Origin of the sequence: Streptomyces canus, from assembly GCF_030815415.1 — a bacterium.
Lineage (GTDB): Bacteria > Actinomycetota > Actinomycetes > Streptomycetales > Streptomycetaceae > Streptomyces > Streptomyces canus_F.
On record NZ_JAUSWW010000001.1, the window covers coordinates 73,035 to 94,574 of the forward strand.

Consider the following 21,540-nt stretch of genomic DNA (forward strand, 5'->3'; position numbering starts at 1 on the left):
TGCCGCTTGATCCACCTCGCGCTGAGCGGATCTGCGCTCTCGTCACGGAGTGCCTGCCGCTGCTTGGCTCACATGCGGGAATGGACGCCGTGCAGCAGCTGCTGAGCGACCGCGGGGTGACTGTGCTGGACGCGGTCATCGTCACGCGCGAGCTGCTCGGCGCGGGCCCCACCGCCCTGGGCGAGGCGAAGGGCATCGTGCTGTCCAGCCCGTCACAGTGAGTGGAACGTCAGCGTCATGAGGAACTGGTGGACTCGCTGCTCGACGCAGTTGACCAGGTAGCCGACGAGAGGTAACCCACCGCCGTCACTGGTGGGCCCAGCCCCGACTGCCCAGTGGGGCCACGAATCACTGAACCTCTGTCATTCTGGGCTGTCGAGTGAGCCAGGCTGGTCAGGGGCGGTGACGTGGCGAAGCCCCTCGTCGTTGGGGTGCGATCTCACTCAACACACCGACGGCCGCGGGCTTCATGGCGTCATCGAGAACTGCCACACGCGACAGATCCTCGCCCACCCGGACCGGCCGCTGTTCCAGACGGTGCATCCGAGCACCGCGTACGCGTGGTGCGAGAGGCACTACGAGATGCGTAGTGCAGCCGAGAGGCTGTGTGAGCGCGACTACCTTGCGGCGCCCGCGGCTATTGCGAGGCCCCGCAGGCTCAGCGGCCACGACCGCTCACACCTGGCGTGGTGCGACCTGCCAGGACAGACGTGTGACGTCGAAGCCATGGCTGACCACCAGATACCGGCTGGTTGCCGCCAGCCGAGTACAGGTGTTTGGGAATGCCAGCGTGTGCGATTGTGCGGACTCGCCGCTGAGGTCCCAGATCATCGCCGATTCGCCTACACCGGTGGCGATGAGTGTGCGTCCGCCCACCACCGCTGCCGCGACCGCGTTCACCGCTCTTCCCTCGTGCCCCAGGCGATGCACACATACTCCTGAGGCGAGATCCCACACTCGAGCTGTTCCGTCGTCTCCAGCAGTAACGATCAGCGCTTGATTCTCATTGACCAGAGTCGCCACCGCGTTCACAGAACCGATGTGCCCCTTCAAAGCCGCCACACGCTGCCTGGTGGCCAGGTTCCACACAAAGGTGGTGCCGTCGACTCCCCCCGTGATGATCAGCGACCGGTCACCCAGTACGAAATGCTCCATGACGTTAACCGCATCACGGTGTCCGACGAACTCATCCACCTGCCGCCCCCGGGCCAGGTCCCACACGAGCACACGAGCGTCTCGGCTGGCGGTCACGGCCAGCGGCCTACTGCCGACCACAGCGATGACTACTGAATGCACGGCGTCCTTGTGTCCCGGAAAGGTAGCCAGCCGTTCGCCGTTGGAGAGACTCCACAGGGCAACCGCTCCGTCGCGTGCACCGGTCACTGCAACGGGTTGGTTGTGCAGCAAGGCCGCTGCCGCGCCGGTCATCGCGTCGGTGTGTCTGATGAGGATGCGGCTGTCTCGGTCGGGGTCGCGTTGCGACGCGGAAGATGTGCGGTCGACGGGATCAGAGCGAGAACTCGGCTCCCAAGCCGTCACCGTGCCGTCATTGCTCGTCGCAACCACCCAGTGCTCGCCGTCCACCGAGACGCTCGCCAATGCGTTGATGGATGTACCGCGTTCGACGAAGGTACGAACGTGCCGGCCGGTGTCCAGCTCGCGGGCCGTCGGCGCGCCTCCACGGCCACATGTGAAGATCAGCCGCCCGTCGTCCGAAATCACCGCAGCGCTTCTTGCCCCCGCTTGACCGGAGAACGTGTGTGTCTTCTGCCCAGTGACCAGATTCCAAGCGAAGGCGGTGCCGCCGCGACCACCGGTGACGGCGTAGGGGACGCCGTCGACGACTCCCGTGTCGAGCGCGCTGACCGTTCCCCCGTGGCCCACCAGCGTGTGTACACGTTCATAGGTGGTGAGGTCCCAGACGATCGCGGTGCCGTCCGCGCCGGCGGTGACGGCGCTGGGGCGGCCGTTCAGTGTCCTGGTGACCACCGCGTTCACCGAGCCGGCATGGCCGACGAGCGTATGAACGGATTGCCCGCTGCTGAGGTCCCAGACGATCGCAGTGCCGTCCGCGCCAGCGGTGACAGCGCTGGGGCGGCCGTCCAATGTGGTGGTACCCACCGCGTTCACCGCGCCGCGATGGCCGACCAAGGTATGCACACGCCGCCCTGAAGCCAGGTCCCACACCACAGCTGAGTGCTCTCGGCCGCCCGCCACCACGCAGGCGCGTCCGTCCACGCTGGTGATGGTCGAGGCGATCGCTGCGGCTCCGTTGTTCCTGAAGGTGCGGATCAGGTGTCCGGTACATAGGTCCCAGACGGCCACGGTGCCATCGGCGGAGGTGGTGACGCCCAACGCCTGATCTTCCACGGCGAAAGCGGCGATCTCCACTACCGCAGAGCCGTGGCCGGCGAGGACGTGCAGACGGGTGCACGTCCTCAGGTCCCGCACGACCACTGTGCCACCACGGCCGGCTGTCATTCCGAGGAGCCGGTCGTCCAGCGCGAGGGTTGCCACGGCCTTGACGTCCGGGGAGTGGCTCGTAGGTGTTCCGACGAGCTGGCCGGTTGCCAGGTCCCAGACCGTGGCCGTGCCGCCTTTTCCGCCGCTCAGTGCCAGGGACCGGCCTGCCCCCTCGATCGTCGCGACGCCGAGCGTCCAGGAGCCTGGGTCGACGAGATGGTGGATCCGGCGCCCGCTGTCGAGGGACCACACGGTGATTGATCCGTCGTCGGCGGCGACAACCGCTGTGGGACGGCCGTCCAGGGTGACGGTAGAAACGGAGATAACCCAGGGGCCCTGGTCGGTCATCGTGTGGTGTCGGCGCAGCGTCTCCGAGCGCTGGTGGGTGGTCCAGATCGGTAGCGCGGGAAGGCGCCGGTGATCGATCCGCAGCGAGGCCCAGGCCTCAGCAAGGCTGGGGTTGCGCCAAGCCGTGGCCTGCAACGCGAGCAGACTGCGGCGCGCCTCCAGGATGTGCCGCATGGGGTGGTGAGCGGTGGGCCGATAGATTTCCGCACACTGGACTGCTTGCAGGGAACGGGCTCGATCGAGCAATGGGGCAAGGTGCTCGGGATCAGCAAGGACGAGGAATTCCGGATCCGTGAGGAGCTCATCGAGGGCATTGGCAGCCACTGCGTGTTCGGCCAAGTGCCGGAGCAGGTAGGGGGGTGCCAGGTGCCAGACAGGTCCAGCGTCCGCCGGGCCGGGTGTGACTGTGCTGAGCAAGGCGTCGAAGACCTCGCGAGGTTTTGCCAGTCGAGCCGTGTGTTCGGCGAGGCTTTCGTGAAAGTACCGGTACAGACGGCGACCGTCCGTGTCAGTTGCGGCACGCAGATAGAAGCCCGAGGTGGCTAGGGCATCCAACGTGGCTTGCACATCGGGCTCCGCCCCCTGCGGGTTCGTGCATCTGCCGCGGTCGAGGGCGAGGGCGTGGAGCAGGCTGGCTGGCATCCCCTGGCCTCGTGCGTGGCCTAACGCCGCCAGGACCGGCCTCACCCACGGCATCTCGTCGGCCAGCGTGGTGAGGTGAAGGTCGAACATCCCACTGAGAGTTAGGGGTACTTGTTCGGCGGCCTCACTGTCTGTCAGCGTGATGGTGAGATTCCGCAGATGGTCGGCATACAGGGCGGCGAGAAGGAATCCGCCGTGTTCGGTGGACCGAGAGAGGTTTGCCGCGATGGCACCCGCAGCGGACTCGGAATACCGGCCGTCCGACCACAGTAGCGCTCGCAAATAGCCTTTCAGGTCATTTGTGAGCCGCTTAGCCGGGACCTTGTCGAGGTCCAGAAGCCGTCCTGTCCGTGCGACAGCGGTATCGAGGGCATCCATACTCTCGACGCCACGACGCGTCCCGATCACCACACGGCATTCGGGTGGGGCGGGACCGCTCTCTTTCTCGGCCAGTGGCAACAGCACGTTACGCAGAAGGGCCAATGGATCGTTAGCTTCGTCGAGCGCGTCGACGATCACAACGGTCGGCCCCGCCAGCCGCAGTTCTTCGGCGAGTTCGCGCCAGGCCTCATCATGCGACCGCGCGTCGCCAAACAGTTCTTCGGGACGAAGTGAGTGGCCTTTCGCCACGCCCGAGAACCGACGCGAGTCAAGGTCCGTGTCCAGGTTCCTGAGTTGGCTCAGAAGAGACCTCATGACTTCGAAGGTCGAAAGTTGGCGGGCATGGACGGCCAGCACACGGGCGTTCGGACGAGGTCTCTCCCCCACATCGATACGACTATGGACGGCATCCGCTACCGGAGCCAGTTGCCGGTGTGTAAGGCATGCGGTAATGCCAAGGAGCGCGGACTTCCCTGATCCCGCGATACCGGTGACCACCAGCAGTGGGGGCTCGTCACCGTCGTTGTTCTCCAGCCAGCGGTTGATGGTCGCTCGCTCTTCTTTACGGCCGTAGAAGAGACACTGCCCCGAGTCCGCCCAGCCGGGTGAGCTGCCAGAGGCGCGAGTGACGAAGTGAACGGGGTCTAATCCCAACGAGGCTTCTGCGGCGAACTGCCAGAGCGCAGATTCCACCCGTGACCGGTAGCGACCCGATGGATGATCGGAGTAGGCACGGTTACGGAAGAACGGAGGAGGAGGAGCGGAAGCCGCCAAGTGCGGAGTCAGGATCACCGTCTGCGCGTACGCGGACTCCTCGGCTGCGCATGTACGGATCAGTTCCAGGTCGATCTCGGCAGCGAGGGTTTCCAGCGGCACGTGCGTGAGAGCCGGAGAGACGTCCAGCCAGCCCTTCGCCAGGCGCTCGAAGACCGTGGCAGCCGCAAGCGTGAAGCGAGACCGGAACGCGCTTTGATCGGCTGCACAGGCAGCGATTACCCAGGCTTTGCGGTCCTGTTCGGCGATGTCCTGGGCCATCTGGGCCGCCACCGCCTGACCTGCGCCGCATACGTCCAGCAGGAACAGAACTTCCCCTACCAACTCCGATCCCTCAACGTCGCCCAAGAGCTGTGTCATGCTGAGCGACGTTTTACGCAGTGTGGATTTGTTCCGTTGGCTGCCTTTGACAGCCAAATACAGGTCACCCTTGTACGTTTCGCCGTGGCCGGTGAAATGCACTAGCAGGGGTTCGCCCGGCGCACTCTCCAAGAGAGCCGTCCACAGAGGCTCTACCGTCTTCTTTTCAGGATCGATCAGAGCGGGACCGACTTCAAGGCCGGGTATGCGCAGCAGCGCTCGGGCCAACTCGGTCAGGGCGGGCCTCACACTCTTGAGCGGGCCGAACTCTACTTCCCCGGCTGCCTGTTCGTCCTCGGTGGGCATCACCGTCGGAAAGTCGCCGGCGCCAAGTACCCAGGTACGGACCATCCTTGTTGCCACCACCCCGTCGCAGTCGGCCTCACGGGCCAAGTGCACATCCTGGCAGCTGAGCAGCACGCCGGGAGCGATTCGGTGCTATTTCGGGCCCGAGTTCAGTCGTGGCGCGGTGTGTTGGTCGCCAATGTGCAAGCATGCCTGAGAAGCACGATTCGGCAGGCGCGAAAGGGCTGTGCGGTACTGCCGACGGCAAGGAGTCGAGTCGGATGTCGGGCCAAGTGTAGCGAGGGTGTCCTATGGCCGCGGTGGTACTGGTGCACGGTATCTGGAATCTCGTCTCCGGCCTGGCTCCGCAGGAAGCCGCTGCGGCGAAGAGCTCGGAGTACCGGGAGACCTTGAGGCAGGGCCTGATGGCAGCACAGCTGACTCATGTGCCTGTGCCGGACATCGCCATGGCGTACTACGCACACCTGCTGACGAACGCCCCACTCGACGAGCAGTCCGGCGGACATGCGGACCGCCTGGAGGACCTCTCGCACGAGCAGCTACTCGAGGCCTGGGAATGGCTGCTGCTTGCGGGGGTTCCGGAGCCGACGGAGGCACAGGCCGGGTGGCTCGCACCGGTGCGGCTGGCCGTGGGATGGCTGGCGCACGAGCATCCGGGCACCAACGGGCTGGGGGCGCGAGCCCGTCGTCGTCTGATGGATGTGGTCGAACGGGTGGTCGTCGCCATGATCCGCGACACCGACTCCTACGTCTCCCGCCCGGAACGCCGACGCGCGGCGCGGGCAGTTGTGGCGGAGACGATCAGGGAGCACCAGCCGCAGGTGGTGGTAGCGCACTCACTCGGTTCGGTCGTCGCATGGGAGGCTTTGCACGCTTACCCGGAGCTTGAAGTGGAGCTGCTAGTGACGGTCGGCTCGCCGCTGGGGTTGCCCGGACTCGCGCGGAAACTGGAACCGGAGCCGATCGACGGACGCGGAAGGCGACCTGCGGGCGTCAGACAGTGGGTGAACATCGCCGATCCGGGCGACCTGGTCGCACTGCCGCCCGAGTTGGGTGGGATGTTCCCAGTCGATGCACACGCGGACACCGACACCGGGATCCTGGGTTTTCACAGCTTGAAGGGTTACCTCGCGAACGGGCTGACCGCCGCGGCCATGGCACCGTATCTCTCCTGACTACGGGACGGCCACAGCCGGAGCGGACACGCAAGGAACAGGCCCAGGGTCTGGCTCTCCTGGATGAGCTTGAAGACGGAGACGCCGTCGTCGTCCCCCACCGCCCGGAGGACCTTAGAAGACATCTCATTTGGCGTGTTCGATAGTCTGCGGTCGTGGACATCGTGGAGCGTCTGGTGCCGGATGAGCTGTGGGAGCTGTTCGAGCGGGTGGTGCCACCCGCTCCGACGCGGCCCCAGGGTGGTGGCCGTCGGCGGTACGGGAATCGAGAGGTGCTGGCCGCGATTGTGTTCGTGGCCACGTCAGGGTGTACGTGGAAGCAGTTGCCTCCGTCGTTCGGCCCGTCGGGGCCGACCGCGCACCGCCGGTTCAGCGAGTGGAGCCGGGCCCGGGTCTGGGCCAGGCTGCACCGCCTGGTGCTCGACGAGCTCGGTGCGCGTGGAGACCTGGACTGGTCGCGGTGTGCGATTGACTCGGTGAACATGCGGGCCCTGAAAGGGGGGACCTGACAGGTCCGAATCCTGTAGATCGGGGCAAGAAGGGCTCGAAAATCCACCTGATCACCGAGCGGACCGGTCTGCCCATCTCCGTCGGCATCTCGGGCGTCAACCTCCACGACAGTCAGGCCCTTCAGCCGCTCGTGCGGGGGATCCCGCCGATCCGCTCCCGCCGTGGTCCCCGTCGGCGCAAGCCCGCCAAACTCCACGCCGACAAGGGCTATGACTACGACTACCTGCGCCGATGGTTACGTGAGCGGGGCATCACCCATCGCATCGCACGCAAGGGCATCGAGACCTCGCAACGACTGGGCCGCCACCGTTGGAAAATAGAGCGCACCATGGCCTGGCTCGCCGGATGCCGGCGCCTCCATCGCCGCTACGAGCGCAAGGCGGAACACTTCCTGGCCTTCACGGCCATCGCCTGCGCCCTCATTTGCTACCGCCGACTTGCCAAATGAGACGACTTCTTAACGCTGCCCCGCTACCCTGCCGTCATGATTCGTGCAGTGGTGTTCGATGTCGGTGAGTGCCTGGTGGACGAGACCCGGGAGTACGGGACATGGGCCGACTGGCTCGACGTGCCCCGGCACACCTTCCACGCGATGTTCGGCGCGGTCATCGCACAAGGGCGCGACTACCGCGAAGTGTTCCAGGAGTTTCGGCCCGGCTTCGACCTGTACGAGGAACGCGAGCAGCGGGCAGCCGCTGGGCAACCGGAGACGTTCGGCGAGGACGACCTCTACGAGGACGTTCGCCCCGCGTTGGCACAGCTGCGCGCGGACGGCTTGTGGTTGGGCATCGCGGGTAACCAGACCGTCCGGGCCGGCCAGCTCCTGCGGGAGCTGTTCTCGACCGACGTCGATCTGATCGGCACCTCGGACGACTGGGGTGCCAGCAAGCCGGACCCTGAGTTCTTTCGGTGTGTTGCCAAGGTCGTTCCCTTCAGCAACGACGAGATTCTCTACGTCGGCGATCGTGTCGACAACGACTTGCGGCCAGCAGTAGCTGCCGGGATGCTCACCGCGCTGGTCCACCGAGGTCCGTGGGCGACGATTCAGTGGCGGACCGAGGAAGCCGAAAAGCTCCCGACGTTCCGTGTCGAGAGCCTCTCGGAGCTGTCCGATCTGATCAAGAACTTCAACGGCTCAACGCGCTGACGGTCGTCGACCAGCCGTACAACCGGTCGTCGAGATCCCGTACACATCGTTCGTGCTGGTGCGGCGCTAGCGTGCGCCGCACCTCCCGAACCCGGTCCATGCCTGTCGCGTACCAGGTCCGCTCCAGCTGATCGAGGGCCCGAAACGCATACGCGCACGCCTCTTCCGGCCGGCCCGCTGCCGCCTCGACTGCAGCGAGGTCCCCAAGGACAACGGTCAGTTGCTTCTCCTCGCTCGGTTCCAGGGCAGACAGAACCCCCAGCAGAGTGTCGCGCGCCTGCGGCAAGTGCCCAGCTTTCAACTGCGTGTTGCCTTTGAAAGCCGCCAGCCGGACCGGGCTGAACCAGTCCAGCCACGGTGGGCTCACGTTCTCAGAGCCGGCGGCCAGCACGTCTTCGGCGTGTCCGATCAGATGGAGCGCGGTACGCGTGTTACCGCACCGGGTTTCACACTCCGCCTCAACCGCATCCAGCCACGCCAGCAACTCGGCGGACGCGGGAGCGCGCCGCGCATAGGTGCGCGCGGCCACCATGCGTTCGACAGCGTCGTCACGACGTCCTTCCCAGCCGGGCACGAACGCTGCGTGGGCGAGGGTTGCCGCACCCAGCAAGGAGTCATCGGCTTCGCCGGCGGCCTGCAGCGCGCGCAGCAGGGTTTGTCCTGCACGATCGGGCTCGCGCATGTCGAAGAACTCAATGCGCCCGGCGAGCAGGTAGGTCTCGGCCAGTGCTGCAGCAACCGACCGCCTGGTCTTGCCCACGGTTTCGGTGAGCAGTGCGCACCCGAGTGCGGCGTGGGCAACGGTGGAGGGGTGCAAGATGGCGGGGGCGACGGACCAGTAGAGATGCCGATGAGAGCGGGTGACAGCCTCGAAGTCCGCAGCCACGGTGGCGGGTTGAGTCGCGACCGACTGCGTGGGGACAGCCGCGAGCCCGACTGCTGCCGCCGTCGCGGCCAAGACGGTGCGACGACCGCGGTCGGGCTGGAGGCTGTGCGGTGCGGCGAAGCCCAGCGCTTCCAGTTCCTGGCCGAGTTCACGCGTGAGAGCCTGCGCCTGTTCCGGCTGCGGCCACGGCGGGTTGTCAGATTCCCAGCGCCGTACTTGGCGGACTCCGACGCCGAGTGCGTCGGCGAGGGCCTGTTGTGAGCTGAAACCGGCCGCCACCCGGGCCGCCTTGAGTCGATTGTTGCCTGTGGGCCGTGGCACTGCTGCACCTCCATCTCGAACACTGCAGTCAGTGTCACCTCAGGCCCTCTATCTGGCTAGTCATCACCTCGCTAGCCCAACAAAAGTCCTATTAGAGGCACTTGAAAGACCTCTCAAAGCCCTCGTTTGCGACGCTCACGACGGCCACGCTGGAGCCCACCTACTCGTCGGCGCTTCAAGGAGCCGTGATGCCGACCAACCGTTTATCGATCGCCGCCGGGTTCGCGCTGTACGACGCCGGTCAGGACTGGGATGCGATCCGCGTGCCACAGCCGCTCGGCGTCGCTGCGATGACGATCCTGGGTGGCCGCTGCGGAGCCGTCGCCGAGGATCCCCACACGAAAGTCGTCTACTACTTCGTCCCTGCAGGCACCGCAGCGCAGTGGGAGGTCGAGCACACCCGCGCGATCGGCGGTGGAGGCACAGTGGTGATTCCCCCCGTGCGCTGCACGAGCGGCCCGGGCCCTCACTGGCGAATCTGTCCTGGAGACGGCGGCTGGCTGACAGACGCACGTGCCCTGCGCGCAGCGCTTGAGGACTGCCGCGAGAACGGCGGTCAGCCCGCGTACCGGTGGGAGGACCGGTTGAAGGGGGATGAGTTCGTCGGTTCCAACGTTCGGTTGCGGGTGCGGCCGCGGCTGACGGTGGCGCGCTGGCCGGGCAACATCGACGTCGCCACGCGGGTCTGCGGCCACCTTATGGACAACGTGGTCCGGCACGCGAAGCTCTTCCCGGACCGCATGGTTCCCATCCGGCTGATCTGCCCGAGCCGACACGGCGATCTGATCATCGAGGTCGACGACGCCCTCCCGGACTTCCCGGGCTTTGACGAGATCGTCGGCCAGGGCACCGACGGCTATCCGCCGGTGACGGGTCTGTGGTGGATCGCCCACGCCAGGGGGCGTTTGTCCTGGGATCTGCTGCGCGGCGGCGACGGCGAGGTCATCGGCAAGACCGTCAAGGCTGTACTCCCGCCGTCGCCCTGACCGCCGAAGCGGCTCCCGCGCTGCACCGCCCTGTTGCCATTCATCCACACCCGTTGTTGAGGATTGTCATGTCTGACGGCGTATCCCCCGCCACCGCCGCAACCCCCCGCCGGCACAGGAGGAGACGGGGCGATCCGGTGCACCGCGGCCTGCACGATCAGATCCGCGCCGCAGTCTTACCGCCACGATTGGTGGACGGCGCCTTACTCGGCTCCGCCGCCCTGGCCTGGTGGACCCTGCCCGTACCTCCGGGGAGCATCCTTGGCGCGATGGCCTGCGGTCTCGGCGTGAGCGGCCTGATCGCTTGGGGCCGCACGAGGACAGCATCCCGGGCAGTCCAGCACCACTTCGACGGCCAGTTGGCGGGCGTGCAGGACGCCGTCGCCGAGGTGGAGAAGGCCACGCAGGCGGCGGTCGATGCGCTTCTGCGCGGGGAAGGAATCCCCTCCCCGTTCGTGTTCGTGCCGACGGCAGGCGATGAGCCTGCGACGTCAGAGGTGAAGCGGCTGCTGGGCGAACTGCAGGAGCGGGTGGTGTGCTCTCTGGCCGAGGTGCACGCCAGTCGGCAGTCGGCGGTGCTGCTGGAGGTGCTGCGCCGCCTGGCACAGCGTGAACATGCGCTGGTGGAGAAGGCGCTGGCCGCGCTGTCGGATCTGGAGGGCGCGACCGACGACGCCGAACTCCTGCACCGCATCTACCAGCTGGACCATCTGGTGACCCGGATTCGGCGGCAGGTGGAGAGCACGGGTGTGCTGGGAGGTCAGTCGCTGCGCGCTACCAGGCGGCCGGTGTCGGTGTCGGTGGTGCTGCGCGGCGCGGTCTCGGAGGTGGTGGCCTACCCCCGCGTCGACGTGGTGGCGGGTCAGGCCGGGGCCTCGATCGGGCTGGCGCAGCAGGTGGGGCCGGACCTGTCGCACCTGCTGGCCGAACTGATCGAGAACGGCTGCCGCTTCTCCGCCCCCGAAACCCGGGTGATGGTGCGGGCGCAGCCGGTTCCGGTGGGGCTGGCCATCGAGGTGGAGGACCGCGCCCTGCGCATGCAGCCACCAGTGCGCGCCCAGCTCAACCAGCTGCTCGCCGCGCCCGACACGATCGACGTCAGCGACCAGGTACGCCGCGGCCACTTCGGCCTGCTCACCGCAGCCAAGATCGCACAACGGCACGGCCTGACCGTCACCCTGTCCGAGAACGTCCTCGGCGGCACCACAGCCCTGGTCGTCATCCCCCGCCGCCTCCTCGTCCCCATCCAGGACGACGACGCCGAAGACCTGACAGCCCCCAGCGCGCCAGACCCCGTCCCCCAGACCGCGGCAGGACCCACGCGCGTTCCCGCTCAACGGCGTCCCGGCCCGGCTCCTGCTCCTGCTCCGGCTGCGACCGTGGGTCCGACCGGGCTGCCGCAGCGCAAGAAGGGGGCCGGTCTGCCGCCTCCGGGGGCGTCTGCGGCAGTGCCCACGGGGACAGCTACGACGGGTTTGGCGGGTGCCTTCCGCAGCGCCTACCGCGCCGCCAGCCCCACCACCCCCACGCCGCCGCACCAGCCTCCGGCCTCCCACTAAGCCCTCCCCCACCCCTCTCTTCTCTCTTTGGAGTCCTCCGCATGCTTCCGCACAGTGATCCCGCAACCACCCCTGACGGCACCGGGGAGCACCGGGAGTCGATGGCCTGGCTGTTGCGCGAGTTCGTGAATGAGGTGGCCGGTGCCACCCATGCGGTGCTGGCCTCGCGTGACGGCGTGGCCTTACTGGACAGCGACATCGACAGAGACTGGGCGGATGAACTGGCGGCGGCTGTGTGCGGGCTGGCGTCTCTGGGCGGCAGCATCACCGGGCCAAGGCATGAGAAGCACCTGCCGCGGCAGATCATCATTGAGCGCCCGGACTCGCTGATCTTCATTCAGTTCGCCGGCCGCAGCACGGCCTTCGGCAGCCACAACGGGATCGGGCAGCAGTTCGTGGACACCGTGCTGTGCGTGGTGACGACTCCTGAGGCTGATGCCGGCACCGTGGGCTTCGAGATGGGGCGCCTGGTCACGGCCTTCGAGCCCCACATGCTGACCCCGGTCCGTACTCTCCCGGCCGACACCACACGATGACGCCCGCCGCGCGGCGCCTGTCGGTGGCGGCCGATCCGGAGACGGTGGCGTTCGTCCGGCCCTATGCGCTCACCCGGGGCCGTACCCGGCCGCAATACCGGCTGCGTCTGGAGTCGGTGATGCACCCCGGCACCGGGCGCCCAGGGCCCGGGCTGCCGGAGGAGTGCGGGCGGATCACGGCCCTGTGCCGGGCCCGGCCGCGCTCCGTCGCCGAACTGGCCGGCACCCTGGGCTGCGGCCTGACCCCCGCCAAGATCCTCATCAGCGACCTCCTGGCCGCCCACGTCCTCATCCCCGCCACCGAAAGCGCGCCCGATCCCGACCAAGCCCTGCTCCTGCGGCTGCGCGCCGCCCTGACGATGAAGTGGCTCGATGAATAGTCCAACCTGCCGCCCTGACGGTCCCGCAGCGCACGGGCATGCCGAGACTGGCGCAGGCCGCACGGTGTTCAAGGTGGTGATCGCCGGTGGGTTCGGGGCCGGGAAGACCACCGCGGTCGGTGCCATCAGCGACATTCCGCCGCTGACCACCGAAGAACGCCTCACCGAAGCGAGCCTGCCGGTCGACCGCCTCGACCACCTGGCCTCCAAGACAACCACGACGGTGGCGTTCGACTTCGGCCGCGTCGGCTTCACCGACCCGCACCCCTTTGAGCTGCTGCTGTTCGGCACGCCCGGGCAACAGCGGTTCTCCCACCTCTGGTACGACGTGTGCAGCGCAGCCATCGGCGCCGTCGTGCTGATCGACACCCGCCGACTGGAGGACAGTTTCCTGGCGGTGTCGTTCTTCGAACAGATCCGACTGCCGTTCATCATCGCGATCAACCCGTTCGACGGCGCCGTCCTCTTCCCTCACGAGGATGTCCGCCAGGCCCTCGACATCGCCCCCGACATCCCGATGGTGCGCTGCGACGCCCGCGAGGCCACCCAGGTCGCGGCCGCCCTGGTCACCCTCGTCGACCACGCTCTAACCTGCCTCACCAATACGACCCCCTTGGACATGTGATGACCCACCAGCCTCTCGTGCACTCCCCCGCAGCCGGCCTCAGCGGTGTTCGCCCGCTGGCTTCCCCCGGGGAGGCGGTGATGGCGCCGCCCGGCCTGCTGGCCCACCAACCGGCCTCGATCAGCGCCGCCACCGCGCAGCTGATCGCCGTGGAGCAGGCGCGGCAGGAGGTGATCGCACGCCTCGACATCGCCCCGGCGGCTGACGATCGCATGGACCAGCTGGCGCGGGAGATGGCCGAACGGACCGGGCTGGCCTACGGCTTCGTCAACATCTTCTGGTCCCAGCAGACGTTCATCGGCCTGCATCAGCCGCCGCCGGACAGCGGGCTGATTCCGGTGGGCCGCAGCATGAGCCGACGCCACGGCTGGTGCCCGGAAGTCATCGCCCGCCAACGAGCTCTTCCGTTACCCGACGTGTATGCCAGCCCCCGCTTCGCCGGCAACCACGTCACCGACGCCCTCGGCATCCGCGCCTACTTCGGCGCACCCCTCATCGACCCGGACTCTGGTGTCGCCTGGGGGACGGTGTGTGTCATCGACCCCGAACCCCGCCCCCTGGCCCAGGCCCAGCACCTCCTCGACATCGTCAAGGACACCGGCACCACCGTGGTGCAGACCCTGACCGCCCAAGCGCTATCACGCTGACGCGCGGCGACCCCGCCCCATCCTCATCCGCGCCCCGCCAGCCGCCTGAGAGGCCGGGCGCATCGCACTCGGCGACCTCGCTCAGGGACAGGGAGACGACATGCCCACCACCCCACCCGCCTCACTGACCCCCTTCCTGACCGACGCCCACCTCCCGCTGTGGGAGCAGGCTGACGCGTTCGCCACCGGCGAGACCGCCGCGCGCGTGGAGCGTATGGAAGCCGCCCCGCACCAGGTGGAACGCAAGCTGCCCCAGACCATGGCCAAGCTCGGCTGGTTCGGCATCACCATCCCGGCCGAATACGGCGGCATGGGCGCCGGACACGTCGCACGCACGATCCTGATCCACCGCCTGGCCGTGGTCTCCGCTGCCGCCGCGGCCATCCTGCAAGCCGGCCTGATCCCCATCGGCGCCCTGTGCCACTGGGGCACCCCCGAACAGAAAGCCCAGTGGCTCCCCCGCGCTGCCGAGGGCTCGGCGCTGCTGTCGATCGCGGTCACCGAGCCGCACACCGGCGGGCACATCGGCGGCATCGAGACCATTGCCGTCCCTACGGGAAACGGCCAGTGGGTGATCAGCGGCGAGAAACTCCACATCGGCAACAGCCATCTCGCCGGCCTGCACGTCGTCGTCGCCCGCACCGCCCCGGCCGACACCACCGCCTCGAAGGCGCTGACCGCGTTCCTCGTCGAGCACGACCGTAAGGGGGTGAGCCTGGCGCCTCACCGGGCTCGCCTGGGCCTGCACGGCTTCAGCGCCGGCCACCTGATCCTGGACCGGGTACGCGTGCCCGCTATGGCGATGCTCGGCGACCTGGGCCAGGGCCTGCACGTCGCGCAGAGCAGCAGCATCGTTTACGGGCGCCCCAACCTCACTGCCCTCAGCCTCGGCCTGCACGAAGCCTTCGTCTCCACCACCGCCACCTGGCTCAGCGCCCGGCCGCGCTACGGCGCCCACCTCGCCGACCTCCCGGTCGTCCGCGACCGCCTCGGCGCCATGCAGGCACGCCTGCAGCAAGCCTCCTGCACCGGCTACCACGCCGTGCACCTTCTGGACCGAGGCCTGCCGTGCGACAGCATTCTGATCGGCGCCAAGCACACAGGGCACGAGCTCGCCGCCGCGACCGGACGCGACGCCATGGAACTGCACGGGGCCCACGCACTCGACGGCGACTATGCGTTACAGCGCCTGTTCCGGGACGTCCAGCACACCTACGCGCCCGCCGGGACCGGCGAGTTCCAGCGCATCCACCTCGCCAACACCGCCCTCGGCACCCCCACCACCGACTGGTCCCAGCAGCTGACAGCCCTCCCCAGCGCTGCGGCGAGAGGCCAGCCCACCGCCGCATGAACTCCCGTGCGCGGCACCCCCGTTGCCACTCCCCGGCCGCGCACGGGCCCTGCACCCCTGGCGTCGATCCCGTTCCCCCACGGCCGGCGCCAGGGGGCCCCACACCCTCGCCCCCGGCAAGACGGTGACCGGGGGACAAGGGTCAACACCCGGCGCTGAACGGCCCCGTATCCCGTCCAGCTTTCCTTGGTCACCGGAGTGTCGGCCGCGGTGCCGGGCCGCTTAGGGGAGCGCGGCCCGGCACCGGGTTGTAGCGGCTGACGGGGTCCGCGCCGTCATTGCGGAGCAATCGGCGCATCCGCAGGTGGAACGCGTTGCCGTCGAACTCCAGAGCCGCATCGTCTTCCAATACCAGCAGTTGTGCCGTGCTGGATGGAAGCCCGGCCGGTTCAACCTTCGTCGAAGAGGTGTCGGTCCGCTGCCACGCACACCACAAGGCCCCGCCGGCATCGAGTTTCGCATCCGCCCGGCGAGCGAGATGGGCGCTGCCATGCTCGCGACCGGCCTCGAGATGGCTGACGTACGAGTGGTCAACGTTGAGTCGAGCCGCCAACGCCCTTTTGGACAGACCACGAACGGTACGCCAATGCGTGATTTCAGCGGTGAACGTACCGCGCTCCTCGCTCTCCAAGGTGCCATCCCTCTGCAGGAGTTCGGCAAAAACGTGAGTGAGTGCCCCTCACCATCGCCTCATCCTGCCCGGCGAGAGCTCAATGACGCTAGCTGGCGGACGTTGTGTCGTGGTCGGCGCGCGCGAGCGGCCTTCCTTCACTCGTCGTCGCGGGAGGTCGGGTACTTGAAGCGCTGGGCACGCCTCGCATCAGGTCAACTTGCCACTGGCCCGGGATCCGCAGCACGCGTCGGGCTGGCAGCCTTTGCGGAGGCTGCGGGTGTCTCACGCGGCGGCGAGGGCCAACAGCTCGGGCACACCTTCGACGCCAGCGTGAGCCTCGAAACGAGGAATGAGTCCTTGCACCAGCTCGACGCACCGGGGCGCGCCGATTCGGTGGGCGACTTGGAGAGCCTCCAGGGCGGCGGCTGCCGCGGGTTCGGGTTCCCCCAGGTTGAGGTGGCTCCTGGCCTGATAGGTCAGGAAGACGCCGTGAGTTTTGGCGCGGCTGGTCGGCAGCAAGTTCTGACCTTGCCGGATGAGCTCGTGCGCGCGGCGGGTGTCCCCGAGGTCGAGCAGGGCCTGCCCGGAATCGACAGCCAGGTCGGCTTGGGACATCCACGCGCACCATGCCGGTACAGGGTCGCGCGACGAAGCGTCGAGAAGGTGTTCGGCGGCGCCGAGGGCCCGCAGGGTGGCGCGCCGCTCGCCTTGTGCCGCCAGGGCCCGCGCGAGCCGGAGCTGGAGAAGGGATTGGGCGGCCGGGTGCCGGGTCCCGGAAAGCGCTCGTTCGAGGATGCCGGCGGCTGTGGGCGGATCGTCCCGCCAGGAGGCCTGATAAGCAAGGTCGCCGAGCAGGGCGGCGCCCATGTCTCGGTCGCCTCCGGTGTGAGCGCTGTGCAGGCCGGCGATCCAGTACTGGCTCGCCTCGTCGTGCAGCCCGTAGTCGAAGCGATGCCAGCCGACGGTCTGGCTCAGGCTTGCGGCGAGTGCGTGGAGGCGAACTTTGACCGGCTGGCTGTACCGGCTGCCTTCGATGATGTCCGTGACCGTGGTGAGGAGCGCGTCGATCAAGGGTGCGGTGTGCTGTCGCTGCTCGGTTGCCTGCACAGTCAGCCGGGCGCTGGTGTCTTCGAGCAGTGCGACCAGATCCTCCCCGACCGCTTTGGTGTCGTGCAGCGACTCGCTCGTCAGGGCTTGGGTATCGGTCGACGCCCAGGTGCTGGCCAGCGTGACCAGAGCAGTGCCGGAGATCGCGGTCAGGAAGGTGCGGCGGGAGCGTTCCATAGTCGTTCGCAAGGCCTCTCGGAGGGCTGGCACCGGGCTGGGACCGAGGGGGATCACCATGCCGCCGACGCCCGGCAGCCAGTGCGGCCACGAGCGAGGATCCACCGCTCCGGCAGGAACCCCGAATACTTCGGCGATGTAGGCCTGCGAGTCGGCATCGGGGGTGACGCCCTCTGTCTCCCACTTGTAGACGCGTTGCTTGGTCGCACCCGATCTCAGATCGCGGCGTTCGGCGGCCCGGCGGATCTCCCGGGCAAGATCAACTCCTGTCATCCCGCGCGCGATCCGGGCCTGCGCCAGCGGGTGCGTCTTGTCGGCCACGCTGTCATCCAATCACCGGTGCCTGCACTGAGCGTAGCCGCGAGCCCACCGGGATTACCGGGGGATGACCGTCAACTCCTTTTGCTGCACGAACGGTTGGCCGACACTCGGTCACCCCAGCGACCAGGTGCTGGCCCTCAAGACGATCTGGGCCAGCACCCACAGGCTCGGAATTCTCTCCATCACCAGTACGCCGGACACCGGCGTCGCGCGCATGCATCGTGAAGGGAACTCAGTGATGCAGCACTCACCGCTCCTCGGCACTGCCCCGGCCCCGCTCCTCGGCACTGCCCCGGCCCCGCTCCTCGCCGACGATTTCGCGGCCAGCGGGCTGCCGGTGCGCGCGGACCTGGGGCAACACTTCCTCCGTTCGCCCGAATCAGCCCGCCGGCTCCTGGATCGGGCGGAGATACCGAGCGGGGCCCAGGTCCTCGAGGTCGGCGCGGGCCTGGGCACGCTGTCCGCGACGATCGCCGGGGCCGGCTACCGCATCTGGGCGGTGGAGAAGGACGCGCGGCTGCGGCGCCCGCTGGAGAAGCAGCTCGGCGAGTTCGGCGACAGCGCCCGGATCACGATCGCCGACGTCCGCCGCGTCGACCTCACCCAAGGTCTGGAGGCCGGCAGCACGCTTGTGTCGATCATGCCGTTCGCGCCGGAGCTGGCCGCCGCTCTGGTCCGCCACGTGTTCGGCTCCCCGCTGCTGGTGCGCGGCCTGGTGGTCATGCCGAGCCTCGGCGCCGAGCAACTGGCGGACGACCCAGCCAGCGGCCTGCGGGTCGAGGAGGTGGACGGCATCGCGCGGGCGGACTTCTACCCGCCTGCGCCGACGGTCCTGCGCGTGGTGGTCGTCGAGAGGAACCTGCCGTGTTTGAAGTGATCGCCACCGGCTGTTTCCATTCCGCTCTCCCCGACGGCCGCGCCGCTTTCACCGCCATCCGTTCGGCGAAGGCGAACGGTGCAGTGGTCGTCGACGCCGGGGACTTCTTCTCCGGGAGCGCCTTCCATGCCTTCTCTCAGGGGCGGGTCGAGGAGCGGCTGTTGTCGGAGCTGTACGACGCCGTCGTCCCCGGTAACCACGATCTTCCCGATCTGATGCGCCTGAGGGACCCGGTGCGCTTCCCGCCGGTGGTCTGCGCCAACCTCCGCCCGCCGGCCGCGTTTGCGGGGCGCTGGGTAAGCGGCCTGATGCTGGAACGAGGCGCGCACCGCCTGGGCGTCGTCGGCTATCTGGGGCGGCAGGCCTTCGGGACGATCCCCGACGAGGAGCGGGCCGACTTCACGTATTGCGACCCGACCGCGGAGCTGATCGGGGCGGAGACGGCCCGGCTGCGGGAGGCCGGCGCGGACTTCGTCATCGGGGTCAGCCACACGGGCTTCCTCGCCGATGTCGCCGATCAGGAGGCCGGCTGGCCGCTCGATGTGGTTGTGGCTGGCCACTGCCACTCTCCGTGGTCGCACTGGACGGAGGCGGGCCGGCACGTCGCGAAGCCGCCGGCGTCCGGAGCCGGCATGCTGCGCCTGCACCTCGATTCGTCCGGTCCCCGCCGTGTCGCACCGGAGATCTGCGTCCCCTCTTCGCCGTGCGTCGACGACCTGGAAGCGGACCTGTGCGCCTACGGGACGTGGGCCAACGAGCTTCTCGGCAGCCTGGACGCGCCGCTGGCAGACCGCGCCGAGGTCGCTCGCCGCCTCGCCGCCCAGGCCCGCAGCAGCCTTGGAACGCACACGTTTGCGCTCAACCTGTACACCCTTCGCGGCGGTCTGCCGCAGACCGTGACCCGCCGGGACCTTATGGACTGCGCGCCGTTCGACAGTGACCTCGTTCTCTTGGACACGGCGTGCCCCCTCGATGTCCTGACGGCCCGCGCTCAGGCCGTCGGCGAGGAACTCATCGCCGCCACCTCCGACTCTGCTCCGGGCCCGGGCACGGTCGCGACTACCAGCTATGTCGCTGGCCGTCTCGGCTTGTCCGCGCGCCCCGTCTATCCCCCGCGCACTCTGCGCGACGCCCTCACCGATCTCGTTCGGAGTCCTCATGAGTGATGTGCTGACCCTGGATGGCCGCGAACTGACCAGCGGCCCGTACGCGCCCGGCCAGTTGGCCGACGCCGTCACCGGCCCGGGCGCCGGCCGCGCCCTGGTCCAGTTCGAGGGACAGGACCACGCGCTGAACCTGGAGCTCAGCCTGAGCCTGTTGTCCAGCCTTGGCCCCGTCGTGTCCGTGTATCCGAGCGACGGCTGCTGGAGCGACCTGTCGGTCAGCCTGGCCGCCGATCCCGGGCGCACGCACGGCGTCGGGGAGAATCGGCTGCACGTCGACCTGGTCGACCGGGACCGCCTCCCGCGCTACATCGCCCTGTACTGCGTCCGCGCCGACCCGGTGGGAGGTGGGGCATCAGCGCTGGCCGACCTCTGGCAGGCCGCCGACGCGCTCTCGGACACCGACCGTAGGCTCCTCGCCGAGCCGGTCTTCTCCTACTTTGCCGACGAGGGCGTGCACGGCGTCGGCGAGAGCCTGGAACAGTTTCCCGTCCTGCCGCAGCGGATCGACGGCAGCGCGCCGATCCGGTTCACCGCCAAGATGGGCCCGCACCTTGACCGCGGCGAACTCGTCCACGCCGAAGAACCCAAGTCGACCGCCGCCGCGTTCGGCCGCTTCGTCAACGCGGTCTCCGTCTGCCGCTCGACCATCCGCCTGCAGCCAGGCGACCTGCTCATCTTCGACCAGCACCGCTACGCGCACGGCCGGATGCCGCTCGGCGACGGCCAGAACTGCTACCCCGCCGACGAGCGGCGGCTGCTGCGTCAGACGTACATCGGCGCGGGAGCGTTCGGAGGCACGCGATGATCCTCACAGGCCCCGAGATCCACGCGTCGGTTGCGGCCGGACAGCTCACCATCACCCCGTACGACTCGGATCTGCTGAACCCCAACAGCTACAACTACCGCCTCGGCAGGACGCTGAAGCAGGTCGTCAGCGATCCCACCGATCCGATGCGCCTGGCAGAGACGGCCGTCATCGAACTGCCCGACAAGGGGTACGTCCTGCGTCCGGGTGTCGTGTACCTGGGCGCGACGATGGAGACCGTCGGCGGAGACGAGTACGTGACGAGCCTGATCGGCCGGTCCTCACTCGGCAGGCTGGGCATGTTCCTGCAGATCTCCGCCGACCTCGGAAACCTCGGCTCCGCCCATCAGTGGACCCTGGAGATCAAGGTCGTTCAGCCTCTGCGGGTCTACCCGCACATGCGCGTCGGTCAGGTGAGCTTCTGGAAACCGGTCGGTGCCCGCATGCCCTACGACGGGCTCTATGGCGGAATCAGTGAGCCCACCGCGTGTTCCCCGCGCGCGGCCGCCGGCCTCGGTGCGGCCCCCGTACGGCAGGGGGCCGCCGCGTGATCCTCACCGGTCCCGAAATCGCCGCACAGGTCAAGGGCGGGGCAATCCAGATCGCCCCGTACGACGAGCAACGACTCCAGCCGAACTCCTACGATTTCCACCTGGGCGAGCGCATCGGCTGGTACACCGACGAAGTCCTCGACTGCGCCCGCGAGAACCCCTTCGAGGTGCACACCATCCCCAGCGAGGGCATGGTGCTGGAGCCCGACCGCATCTACCTTGCCTCCACCCGCGAGAGGATCGGCAGCGACTATTACGTACCGATCATCCGCGCCCGCTCCTCTATCGCGCGCCTGGGGCTTTTCGTCCACTGCACCGCCGACCTCATCGACATCGGCTCCTACGGGCAGCTCACGCTGCAACTGCACGCCGTACAGGGCGTGCGGATCTATCCCGGTCTGCTGATCGGGCAGGTGACCTTCTGGGTCCCTCTCGGGGACATCGTCCTCTACGACGGGAAGTACCAGGGATCCGACGGGCCACAGCCGTCGCTGGTCCACCGCGATCTCGAGGCCCGGTGACGCCC

The 21,540-nt window shown here is 68.2% G+C and carries 20 protein-coding genes; 16 read left to right on the forward strand and 4 right to left on the reverse strand.

Annotation, left to right across the window (positions count from 1 at the left end):
* Nucleotides 1-80: 80 nt before the first annotated feature.
* A complete protein-coding gene (locus QF037_RS00355; protein ID WP_307020644.1) occupies nt 81-221 on the forward strand; it encodes a hypothetical protein in 141 nt (46 codons plus the stop codon).
* 454 nt (nt 222-675) lie between these two features.
* Here QF037_RS00355 and QF037_RS00360 read toward each other — a convergent pair whose 3' ends face one another.
* Complete coding sequence (locus tag QF037_RS00360; protein ID WP_307020645.1) at nt 676-5,361, reverse strand: WD40 repeat domain-containing protein; 4,686 nt, start codon at nt 5,359-5,361, stop codon at nt 676-678.
* 203 nt (nt 5,362-5,564) lie between these two features.
* On the opposite strand from QF037_RS00360, the gene QF037_RS00365 reads away from it, so the two are divergent.
* The 3 genes from QF037_RS00365 (at nt 5,565) to QF037_RS00375 (ending at nt 8,106) form a co-directional block, all read left to right on the forward strand.
* Nucleotides 5,565-6,449 carry a hypothetical protein gene (locus tag QF037_RS00365; protein ID WP_307020646.1) on the forward strand — a complete coding sequence of 295 codons (885 nt, stop codon included), beginning with the start codon at nt 5,565-5,567 and terminating at the stop codon, nt 6,447-6,449.
* 164 nt (nt 6,450-6,613) lie between these two features.
* A protein-coding gene (locus tag QF037_RS00370) for an IS5 family transposase (protein WP_444972127.1) occupies nt 6,614-7,407 on the forward strand; the annotation gives its coding sequence in 2 pieces (ribosomal slippage) (nt 6,614-6,946 and nt 6,949-7,407; 792 coding nt in all).
* 36 nt (nt 7,408-7,443) lie between these two features.
* Nucleotides 7,444-8,106 carry an HAD family hydrolase gene (locus QF037_RS00375; RefSeq protein ID WP_307020649.1) on the forward strand — a complete coding sequence of 221 codons (663 nt, stop codon included), beginning with the start codon at nt 7,444-7,446 and terminating at the stop codon, nt 8,104-8,106.
* On the opposite strand, the gene QF037_RS00380 is transcribed toward QF037_RS00375, so the two are convergent.
* Nucleotides 8,087-9,313, reverse strand: coding sequence for a helix-turn-helix transcriptional regulator (locus tag QF037_RS00380; RefSeq protein ID WP_307020651.1), 1,227 nt, complete (start codon nt 9,311-9,313; stop codon nt 8,087-8,089). The genes QF037_RS00375 and QF037_RS00380 overlap by 20 nt on opposite strands.
* 188 nt (nt 9,314-9,501) lie before the next feature.
* On the opposite strand from QF037_RS00380, the gene QF037_RS00385 reads away from it, so the two are divergent.
* The 7 genes from QF037_RS00385 (at nt 9,502) to QF037_RS00415 (ending at nt 15,397) form a co-directional block, all read left to right on the forward strand.
* Nucleotides 9,502-10,299 carry a hypothetical protein gene (locus QF037_RS00385; protein ID WP_307020653.1) on the forward strand — a complete coding sequence of 266 codons (798 nt, stop codon included), beginning with the start codon at nt 9,502-9,504 and terminating at the stop codon, nt 10,297-10,299.
* Between the two features lie 191 nt (nt 10,300-10,490).
* On the forward strand, nt 10,491-11,858 hold the full coding sequence (locus QF037_RS00390) for an ATP-binding protein (protein ID WP_307020655.1): 1,368 nt from the start codon (nt 10,491-10,493) through the stop codon (nt 11,856-11,858).
* Between the two features lie 101 nt (nt 11,859-11,959).
* The gene (locus QF037_RS00395; protein WP_307020658.1) at nt 11,960-12,394 is read left to right on the forward strand and encodes a roadblock/LC7 domain-containing protein; all 435 of its coding nucleotides are present in this window, start codon (nt 11,960-11,962) and stop codon (nt 12,392-12,394) included.
* A complete protein-coding gene (locus QF037_RS00400) occupies nt 12,391-12,774 on the forward strand; it encodes a DUF742 domain-containing protein (RefSeq protein WP_307020660.1) in 384 nt (127 codons plus the stop codon). The genes QF037_RS00395 and QF037_RS00400 overlap by 4 nt, the downstream gene beginning before the upstream one ends.
* Nucleotides 12,775-12,850: 76 nt before the next feature.
* Complete coding sequence (locus QF037_RS00405; RefSeq protein WP_307036912.1) at nt 12,851-13,399, forward strand: GTP-binding protein; 549 nt, start codon at nt 12,851-12,853, stop codon at nt 13,397-13,399.
* Nucleotides 13,399-14,046 carry a GAF domain-containing protein gene (locus QF037_RS00410; RefSeq protein WP_307020662.1) on the forward strand — a complete coding sequence of 216 codons (648 nt, stop codon included), beginning with the start codon at nt 13,399-13,401 and terminating at the stop codon, nt 14,044-14,046. Before QF037_RS00405 ends, QF037_RS00410 begins: the two co-directional genes overlap by 1 nt.
* A 100-nt stretch (nt 14,047-14,146) precedes the next feature.
* Nucleotides 14,147-15,397, forward strand: a complete 1,251-nt coding sequence (locus tag QF037_RS00415; protein WP_307020664.1) for an acyl-CoA dehydrogenase family protein — start codon at nt 14,147-14,149, stop codon at nt 15,395-15,397.
* Between the two features lie 190 nt (nt 15,398-15,587).
* Here QF037_RS00415 and QF037_RS00420 read toward each other — a convergent pair whose 3' ends face one another.
* Together QF037_RS00420 and QF037_RS00425 are read right to left on the reverse strand one after the other, a co-directional pair.
* A complete protein-coding gene (locus QF037_RS00420; protein WP_307020667.1) occupies nt 15,588-16,028 on the reverse strand; it encodes a helix-turn-helix domain-containing protein in 441 nt (146 codons plus the stop codon).
* A gap of 264 nt (nt 16,029-16,292) precedes the next feature.
* Nucleotides 16,293-17,615: an XRE family transcriptional regulator gene (locus QF037_RS00425; RefSeq protein WP_307020669.1), complete on the reverse strand. Its 1,323-nt coding sequence runs from the start codon at nt 17,613-17,615 to the stop codon at nt 16,293-16,295.
* A 238-nt stretch (nt 17,616-17,853) separates the two neighbouring features.
* On the opposite strand from QF037_RS00425, the gene QF037_RS00430 reads away from it, so the two are divergent.
* The 5 genes from QF037_RS00430 to QF037_RS00450 are packed head-to-tail and all read left to right on the forward strand — an operon-like array spanning nt 17,854 to nt 21,535.
* Nucleotides 17,854-18,492: an rRNA adenine N-6-methyltransferase family protein gene (locus QF037_RS00430; protein WP_307020671.1), complete on the forward strand. Its 639-nt coding sequence runs from the start codon at nt 17,854-17,856 to the stop codon at nt 18,490-18,492.
* Nucleotides 18,489-19,658, forward strand: coding sequence for a metallophosphoesterase (locus QF037_RS00435; RefSeq protein WP_307020673.1), 1,170 nt, complete (start codon nt 18,489-18,491; stop codon nt 19,656-19,658). The genes QF037_RS00430 and QF037_RS00435 overlap by 4 nt, the downstream gene beginning before the upstream one ends.
* The gene (locus QF037_RS00440) at nt 19,651-20,463 is read left to right on the forward strand and encodes a TauD/TfdA family dioxygenase (protein WP_307020675.1); all 813 of its coding nucleotides are present in this window, start codon (nt 19,651-19,653) and stop codon (nt 20,461-20,463) included. The genes QF037_RS00435 and QF037_RS00440 overlap by 8 nt, the downstream gene beginning before the upstream one ends.
* Nucleotides 20,460-21,014, forward strand: coding sequence for a dCTP deaminase (locus tag QF037_RS00445; protein WP_307020677.1), 555 nt, complete (start codon nt 20,460-20,462; stop codon nt 21,012-21,014). Before QF037_RS00440 ends, QF037_RS00445 begins: the two co-directional genes overlap by 4 nt.
* A complete protein-coding gene (locus QF037_RS00450; protein ID WP_307020679.1) occupies nt 21,011-21,535 on the forward strand; it encodes a dCTP deaminase in 525 nt (174 codons plus the stop codon). The genes QF037_RS00445 and QF037_RS00450 overlap by 4 nt, the downstream gene beginning before the upstream one ends.
* Nucleotides 21,536-21,540: the final 5 nt, after the last annotated feature.

Excerpts from the sequence above, each read along its gene's own strand:
- QF037_RS00355 (WP_307020644.1), top strand. The coding sequence starts at position 81 with ATGGACGCCGTGCAGCAGCTGCTGAGCGACCGCGGGGTGACTGTGCTG.
- QF037_RS00365 (WP_307020646.1), top strand. The coding sequence starts at position 5,565 with ATGGCCGCGGTGGTACTGGTGCACGGTATCTGGAATCTCGTCTCCGGC.
- QF037_RS00375 (WP_307020649.1), top strand. The coding sequence starts at position 7,444 with ATGATTCGTGCAGTGGTGTTCGATGTCGGTGAGTGCCTGGTGGACGAG.
- QF037_RS00385 (WP_307020653.1), top strand. The coding sequence starts at position 9,502 with ATGCCGACCAACCGTTTATCGATCGCCGCCGGGTTCGCGCTGTACGAC.
- QF037_RS00395 (WP_307020658.1), top strand. The coding sequence starts at position 11,960 with ATGGCCTGGCTGTTGCGCGAGTTCGTGAATGAGGTGGCCGGTGCCACC.
- QF037_RS00400 (WP_307020660.1), top strand. The coding sequence starts at position 12,391 with ATGACGCCCGCCGCGCGGCGCCTGTCGGTGGCGGCCGATCCGGAGACG.
- QF037_RS00410 (WP_307020662.1), top strand. The coding sequence starts at position 13,399 with ATGACCCACCAGCCTCTCGTGCACTCCCCCGCAGCCGGCCTCAGCGGT.
- QF037_RS00415 (WP_307020664.1), top strand. The coding sequence starts at position 14,147 with ATGCCCACCACCCCACCCGCCTCACTGACCCCCTTCCTGACCGACGCC.
- QF037_RS00430 (WP_307020671.1), top strand. The coding sequence starts at position 17,854 with ATGCAGCACTCACCGCTCCTCGGCACTGCCCCGGCCCCGCTCCTCGGC.
- QF037_RS00440 (WP_307020675.1), top strand. The coding sequence starts at position 19,651 with ATGAGTGATGTGCTGACCCTGGATGGCCGCGAACTGACCAGCGGCCCG.
- QF037_RS00445 (WP_307020677.1), top strand. The coding sequence starts at position 20,460 with ATGATCCTCACAGGCCCCGAGATCCACGCGTCGGTTGCGGCCGGACAG.